The 7,322-nt window shown below is 49.9% G+C and carries 5 protein-coding genes; 4 read left to right on the top strand and 1 reads right to left on the bottom strand.

Annotated features, from left to right (window positions below; genetic code table 11):
• Positions 1 to 1,766, top strand: a 1,766-nt coding sequence (locus TX85_RS25350) for a dynamin family protein (protein WP_187375135.1), incomplete at its 5' end; no start/stop codon positions are given.
• Between the two features lie 794 nt (positions 1,767 to 2,560).
• Entirely contained in the window at positions 2,561 to 3,019 is a 459-nt protein-coding gene (locus TX85_RS09400) for a GNAT family N-acetyltransferase (RefSeq protein WP_049894885.1), read from the top strand.
• Positions 3,020 to 3,096: 77 nt separating this feature from the next.
• Here TX85_RS09400 and TX85_RS09395 read toward each other — a convergent pair whose 3' ends face one another.
• Positions 3,097 to 3,696 (bottom strand): C40 family peptidase, encoded by a 600-nt coding sequence (locus TX85_RS09395; protein WP_044478850.1) that lies wholly within the window; start codon positions 3,694 to 3,696, stop codon positions 3,097 to 3,099.
• A gap of 243 nt (positions 3,697 to 3,939) precedes the next feature.
• On the opposite strand from TX85_RS09395, the gene TX85_RS09390 reads away from it, so the two are divergent.
• Together TX85_RS09390 and TX85_RS09385 are read left to right on the top strand one after the other, a co-directional pair.
• Positions 3,940 to 5,538, top strand: coding sequence for a response regulator (locus TX85_RS09390; protein ID WP_044478849.1), 1,599 nt, complete (start codon positions 3,940 to 3,942; stop codon positions 5,536 to 5,538).
• Positions 5,535 to 7,322, top strand: a complete 1,788-nt coding sequence (locus TX85_RS09385) for a sensor histidine kinase (protein WP_044478848.1) — start codon at positions 5,535 to 5,537, stop codon at positions 7,320 to 7,322. The genes TX85_RS09390 and TX85_RS09385 overlap by 4 nt, the downstream gene beginning before the upstream one ends.

Genomic DNA, 7,322 nt, shown 5'->3' with positions numbered 1-7,322 from the left:
CGCTGTTCGGTGCCTTCAGCGCAGGCAAATCCTCGTTCGCCAACGCCTTGCTCGGCGAACTCGTCCTGCCCGTATCGCCGCATCCGACAACGGCGGCGATTACGCGCATTGTTGCGCCCCCAGCCGGGCGGGCGCACAAGGAGGCCTGCATCGCCTTCAAGTCGGCGGAGGCGATGCAGGCCGATCTGGCCCATTCCTATGAGTCGCTTCAGCTTGGCAGGTGGAAAGCGAATCGCTGGAGAGAGGAAGTGGCTCGGCTTAAGCCGGACGAGATTCCTGCGCCGGGCAGAACTCATTACAGCTTCCTGAAAGCAGCGGCATCTCAATGGGAAGCCCATGAGAGGAAATTGGGGACACAGCAGTTAACGGATATCGAGGAGTTTGCCGCTTACGCAGCTCAGGAGGGCAAAGCCTGCTTCGTAGAGTGGATGGATCTTTACTATAGCTGTCCATTAACGGAACAAGGGCTGACCATCGTCGATACACCGGGGGCCGACTCCATTCATGCGCGGCACACCGGAGTCACCTTTGAGTATATGAAGCAATGCGATGCGTTGCTCTATGTAACGTATTATAATCATGCCTTTTCCAGAGTGGACCGGCAGTTTCTAACCCATCTTGGCAGAGTAAAGGGCAGCTTCGCATTGGACAAAATGTTCTTTATCGTCAATGCGGCGGATCTTGCTTCATCCAGCGAGGATCTTGCTGAAGTAACCGGCTATGTGAAAGAAGGCTTGATCCGGGCTGGCATTACGGAACCGCAGGTTTTCGCCCTCTCCAGCAAGCTTGCCCGTCAGGCCAAAGAGCGAGGGGATTTCTCCCTGCTGGACGCTTCGGGATTGGCAGCATTTGAGCAGGACTTCTATGCATTTATCAACCGCCAGCTTACCCATCTGGCACTGGAATCGGCATTGCGAGAGTTGCAAACTGTTCTTGCGCAGGCAAAAGAATGGCAGCTGGCACTGGAACACAGCCGGGAGCGGCGCGAAGAGAAGCTTGCGAGATTGCAAGAGGACACGAAGGCAGTGCTGGCTTTTACAGCCAGGCTTGCGGGCGAGGTTCGGCTTCCCGAGCTCAGACAGGAGGCGGAAGAATTGCTGTTCCATGCGAGAAATCGTCTGAAGCTGTACGCAGGCGATTTATTCCAGGAATTTTTCCATCCCTCTTTGCTGTCTGAGGAAGCAGGCTCAAGGCGGGCCAGATTCGGCGCTTCCTTTCACGGCTGGTTGAGCCAGCTCTCTATAGAACTGGAAAGGGAGCTCCAGGCCGCCTCGCTGCGCTTGGAAAAGAAATGCGAGAGCTTGATGTCGAGTCAAATCCAAGGCAGGCTAGACGAGCTCATCCTTGAGCTTGAGGATGCTCCTGTATTTATAACCGAGCACAGGAGTCCCTGGGACACTCCTTCTCTTATGAAGAGAAGACTTGAACACAGCTTGGCAGCAGCAGATTATGACAGCTTCTTCAAGAGCCCGAAACTATTTTTCGAAGGAGGTGGGAGACGCGAGCTAAAACAGGCATTGGAACAGCCGCTTGCTGCTGTGCTTCAGGACGCCGTGGAGGAAGCCGGCCAAAGGCTTATTGAGTATTATGCCCAAGGCTATTCCCGGAGACTACGCGAGGCGACGGCATCCATCGAGGTCCAATGGAACGAATGGATGACCGGAATTCAGACGCTGAGCGGGGATGAAGCAGAGACGAGAGACTTTTTGCAGAGGCTGAAACAGGTCGAATCCCTCGAAGAGGTTGTTCAAAAAGTCATCTTTTGATCACGAAGTGTTCCAAGGGGTTGATTCACATCGAATCTTGCGTTCACCCTGGAAGTCCAAGCGGATGCTTACGAGGTATGCTTCCTTTGGAAGCATTTTACTCATGTAGGTTCTGCCTACACTCCGTTCCTCTTTCTTCGGGTTCTCGCAACCTTCTCGGTGCTGAAAAGCTGACTTTTTGAACTCGCATTTAGAGGTTGTTCAAAAAGCCATCTTTTGATCACGAAGTGTTCCAAGGGGTTGATTCGACATCGAATCTTGCGTTCACCCTAGAAGTCCGGTACTCATGTAGGTTCTGCCTACACTCCGTTCCTCCTTCTTCGGGTTCCCGCAACCTTCTCGGTGCTGAAAAGCTGACTTTTTGAACTCGCATTTAGACAAAGTTTTAAATAATTTGTGGTAACTTGTCGAATATTAGCGAATTTCGCAATTATGTACTTGCATTTCGGCTCCTCTAGCAGGAGAATAGGAGTAAAGCTATTTTTGGTTCTATATCAGTTACACGAAAGAAGCTACGTAGAAAAGGCAAAAGTGTGAAGTGTTAAAAGCTTTCTGTAAGAAAGCTACTTCGGAAGCATAAAGCGTAAGCGCTCGCCTTTGTGAGCGGATTTCTACTATTTAATGGCTTAGTTCAGTTAGAGAAATCCGTGAACAACAGCGATCGTAAGCACACTTCACACGTTGCCTACAGAGTAGAATCATCGATCAACTGATAGTAACAACTATAGGTTGTTACCCTAGTCCGCAGCTTTTGGAGAACTGCGGCAAGTATATCAAAAGGTGGAGTGGTCCCATTGAGTAGTCAGGTTTGCAGTCCTGTCCTGGTGATTCGAAGAAGTTCCTGCGCAGATGTGCAGTACATGATTCCATTGATGCGGCAGTTGCGTTATCCGACAACGGTCAATGTATTGAAGGAGCGGCTTGCCATGCTGGAAAATCATGAGCAAATGTCCTGTCTGGTTGCCGAATTGGATGGCAAGGTGGTAGGTACGGTATTTCTTAAGCAGCATCAGACGCATGATATGAGTAAACCTGTAACTTTGATTACAGCTCTGATCGTCGATGATCAACATCGGGGACAGGGGATAGGGCGACGTCTGCTGGATGAGGCCGAACGCTGGGGCGCTGTGCGCCATAGCTCACAGCTGCATGTTTCGATTGCCCGGGAGAGCAGCTTCTCCAGCAAGCCTTTTTATGAACGCTGCGGTTTTGTGAGTGCTGGTTATCATTTGAGCAAAATAGTACAAGGATAATTTCAAATTTCCTAAAAAAAGGATCATCTGCGGAGCTTTGCTTCCGACGGATGATCCTTTTATTATTTCTGCGGTGATTAATTGGCTTTAGCCGGGAATAAGGTTCTTTCCTGCAACGCGTATCCGGCCTTGGAATGGCAATATTTATCCCGGTAGTGGTTCAGCGAGCCCCGGAAATGAAGCTTCAGGCAGGAGCAGGTAGACAAGTCGTCAGGCGTCGTCAAACAAGCGGATTTGTCCAACAGCTGCATGCCTGAATTCAGAAACACGCTGCTCACAAACTGGGAGCAGAAGAAGGAATTTTTTCCTCCGAGCTCCATGTTAAGCACGACGCCAAGAATGCCAAGGAAATTATAGCTGTACAAGTCCTTGTTCTCCTCAAATTGACGGACGTAGTCTCTCATTTGATGGTATACAGATTCACTGACCGTACAGCTGTATATCGCACAAGAAGCCTTGTCGAAGACGCGGGAATGAATGTTTTCCTTAACAAAGCCGCCCAGGATTGGAAGCATCGGATGCTTGCGGCCGAAGCTGTACATTTCTTTAAGCTCCGAATCGAACGCAATGGATGCATGATTATAAGGGGCTCTGGTGTAAAAGCCGATCATTTTAGCGACGACGGTATTGGGATTGCTGAGCAAGACATAAATTTGTTTGGTTTGTTCATTGTTCATATTTATTCCACACCCACATTATAATTGGTTAACAATTCCCAAATGGTCTGTTCCATTTGATATTAACATGGTATCGAAATACTTGGAATACTTAAATAGACCAGGGACGGAAAATGAAACTGGACCAAGGTCGTGGATCGGATGCAGCAGCAACGTTTAGAAACCGTTTACAAAAATGCAAGTATCGGGTAGAATCGGTTGTTGGAATTGAGTGAGAATCCTAGATGAAGAAGGTTGATTCGGATGTACAAGCTACTGCTGGTGGATGACGAAGTCGATGTAAGAGAAGGATTGCTGCATTTGATAGATTGGCGGAGTATCGGTTGCGAGGTGGTAGATACGGCTGAAAATGGAAGAGAAGCCATGGAACTGGTCGAGAAATATTTGCCTGACATTGTGGTGACGGATATTCAGATGCCCTTCATGAACGGTCTTCAGCTGTCGGAATGGATCCGTTCTGTGTATCCGGACACGAAAATCGTTATTCTGACCGGATTTGAGGAATTCGAATATGCTCAGAGAGCGGTTTCGCTTGGCATTGACGACTATCTGCTCAAGCCTTTCTCTGCCGGAGAATTGTGTGCCGTGCTCGATAAAGTGAAGGTCAGGCTGGATCAACAACGCCAGGCGAAGGAGGATATTCAGCAACTCAAGGAGCATTATTTCCGAAACCTTCCGGTCCTGCGCAGTCTGTTCCTGAGCAGCCTTGTCAGCCATTCGCTGGGTAAGGAGGAGATCTTTGAAAAATGTAATCAGTATGATCTTGACCTGCAGGGCGAAGGATATATGGTTGCTGTCATTCATCGAGACGAAATTCAGGAGAAGGCCCCCGAGCTCCAGCTGTTTGCCGTGTTGAATGTCGCTGAAGAGCTGGTAAGCCGCTGCTCCAGGTCTCTTGTATTCATTCATCTCAACGCGGTCATTGTTCTGGCTGTATTCGACAGCCGTGATCACGAAGAAATGACGAGCAGGACACTGAAGCTGCTTGAAGAGATCCGCTATACGGCTGAACGCTATTTGAAGCTGACCCTGACCATCGGAGCCGGTTCGGCAGTAAACGAGCTTAGCGAGCTCAATTCCTCGTATCAGGATGCGATGCGGGCACTGGATTACCAGCTTATATTAGGCAACAACAAGGTCATCTGGATTGATGATGTGGAGATGAGGCAGGTTGTGCCCTTCACATTTGATAAAGAGAAGGAAAGAGAACTCATCCGTTGCCTGAAGCTCGGAAGCGATGAGGAGCTTGAGCAATTGCTGGATGAGTTGTTTAACGGATTGCTGGATAGCCGCACTACAGATCAGGATTTGCAGACATACCTGCTTCTGATGCTGACCGCTGTGGTTAAGGCCGCGCAGGAAATGCATGAAAATCTGGATGCGCTGTTCGGAGAAACGGGCGCTTTCCTGGGGCAGTTCTCCCGGCTGAATTATTCGGCTGAAGCCAAGGGCTGGTTTACGGGGATTTGCTTCACCTTGAAGCGTTCCATTGCGAGTGAGCGGCAGACCGGCTACCAGAAGCTGGTGGAGGAAGCGAAGCAGTTCATGAATGAGCATTATCAGGACTGCGAGCTTTCCATCGGCAAGGTATGCAAGCAGCTCCACATCAGCACTGGATATTTCAGCAATATTTTTAAAAAGGAGACGAAGACGACCTTTGTGAGCTATTTGATGGGCTTAAGGATGGAGGCTGCGAAGCATTTGCTTCTGACCACGGACATGAAGTCCTTTGAAATAGCAGAGCGTGTCGGGTTCGCCGATCCGAATTATTTCAGCTTTTGCTTCCGCAAGAAATTCGGGATCTCGCCTAAGGAATTCCGGAACGGAGTCCAACTGCTATGAGCTGGCTGCGTTATATCGGCAAAGCGATTCGGAATTTCCATTTCCGAAAAATTCAGGCGCTGATTTCGATGTCTTCTGTGACTGTGACCATTGTCGCCGTAGTTCTGGTTAGTGTGCTGCTTGTGGAGCGTTCCGCGCGAACGGCGGAAGAGAACGCCTACATGAACCTGGGGCAGATCATCGAGCAGGTGAATGCCAATCTGGAGCTGTATGTCGGCGGGATGCAGGATGTGTTCACGGTGGCAGAGAAGCGGATTCAGCAATCTCCGGATCTCCATAGCGATGTCAGACTGGGAGATCAGCTGGAGACCATTCTGAGCACCCGGGAGGATCTGGTAACAATGGCTCTCTTCACAGAGGAGGGGGAGCTCGTGCGAAATCTGCCTTCGAATGGGATGCGCAAAAATACCAGGCTGACCGAGCAGACCTGGTTCGAATCCGCCCTCCAATATCCGAACAGTCTGCAATTTTCGCCCCCGCACATTCAGAACTTGTTCAAATCGGATTACCGCTGGGTCGTGTCTATGAGCAAGCTGGTTCCATATAATGACGGGGCGCAAGAGAAGCAAGGCGTTCTGGTCATGGACTTCAATTTCCGGACCATTGATGAACTGAGCCAGCGGGTAAGTCTGGGCAAGAAGGGTTACGTCTATATCATCGATAACGTAGGAAATATCGTCTATCACCCGCAGCAGCAGTTGATCTATGCCGGGTTGAAATATGAAAATCTGGAGCCGGTGCTTAACTATTCCTACGGCAGTTATATGGACAATCTGGATGGAGAGAAGCGCCTGATTACGATACAGACGGTAAGGCCGGCAGGGTGGAAGATTGTCGGGGTTGCCTATGCGGATGAGTTCTTGACGACCCGACAGGAATTGAGCCAATTTCTATACGGGTTTCTTTTGGTTGCGATTATTATCATTATGGCTGTCAATATTTATGTGTCCGCGAAAATATCCCAGCCGATTCAACGCTTGGAACGGTCGGTGCAGATGGTGGAGCGGGGCGATTTCGGAACTAATGTGTATGTCAGCGGGGCTTATGAGGTAGAGCAGCTGTCCAAGCGCTTCAATCTGATGCTGCGCCGGATCAGGGAGCTGATGGATCAAATTATTAACGAGCAGGAAGCGAAGCGGAAAAGCGAGCTTGATGTGCTGCAATCGCAGATTAATCCGCATTTTCTTTATAACACGCTCAATTCAGTTACCCGAATGGCGGAGCTCGGACGGAACGAAGAGGTGGTAACGACGATTACCTCCTTGTCGCGCTTCTTTAGGATCAGCCTTAGTAAAGGAGATCATATTATTCCGCTTCGGGATGAGCTGGAGCATGTCCGGCATTATTTGATTATTCAAAATATCCGGTTCAAGAATAAATTCCGTTATGAAATTGAGGCGGAGGAGGACATTCTGGACGCATTGACCTTGAAGCTGATCCTCCAGCCAATTGTGGAAAATGCGATTCATCACGGAATCGAGCCGTCGCCTGAGCCGGGCTTGATCCGTATTCGTGCGGTCAGGGAAGGGGAGCTTCTGAACATCATGATTTCCGATAATGGAGTAGGCATGGACAAGGAGAGGCTTGCCCGACTGAAGGCCGGCAAGCTTCATAGTGAAGGCGGCTCCGGCGTGGGCGTCAACAATGTGCAGGAGCGAATTGTGCTCTACTACGGCAAGCCTTATGGATTGCATTACGAGAGCGAGCCGGAGGAGGGCACGACGGTGACGATTACCTTGCCGCTGACCGTCCAAGACTCTAATTCCCGCGAAGGGGGCATATAG

Origin of the sequence: Paenibacillus antibioticophila (assembly GCF_000455265.1) — a bacterium.
Classification (GTDB): Bacteria; Bacillota; Bacilli; order Paenibacillales; family Paenibacillaceae; genus Fontibacillus; species Fontibacillus antibioticophila.
The sequence above is the reverse complement of the archived record's forward strand: the minus strand, read 5'-3'. Positions and strand labels throughout refer to the sequence as shown.

Bases quoted from the DNA above. Each gene is read 5' to 3' on its own strand.
- TX85_RS09395 (WP_044478850.1), bottom strand. From the start codon at position 3,696: ATGAACAATGAACAAACCAAACAAATTTATGTCTTGCTCAGCAATCCC.
- TX85_RS09390 (WP_044478849.1), top strand. From the start codon at position 3,940: ATGTACAAGCTACTGCTGGTGGATGACGAAGTCGATGTAAGAGAAGGA.
- TX85_RS09385 (WP_044478848.1), top strand. From the start codon at position 5,535: ATGAGCTGGCTGCGTTATATCGGCAAAGCGATTCGGAATTTCCATTTC.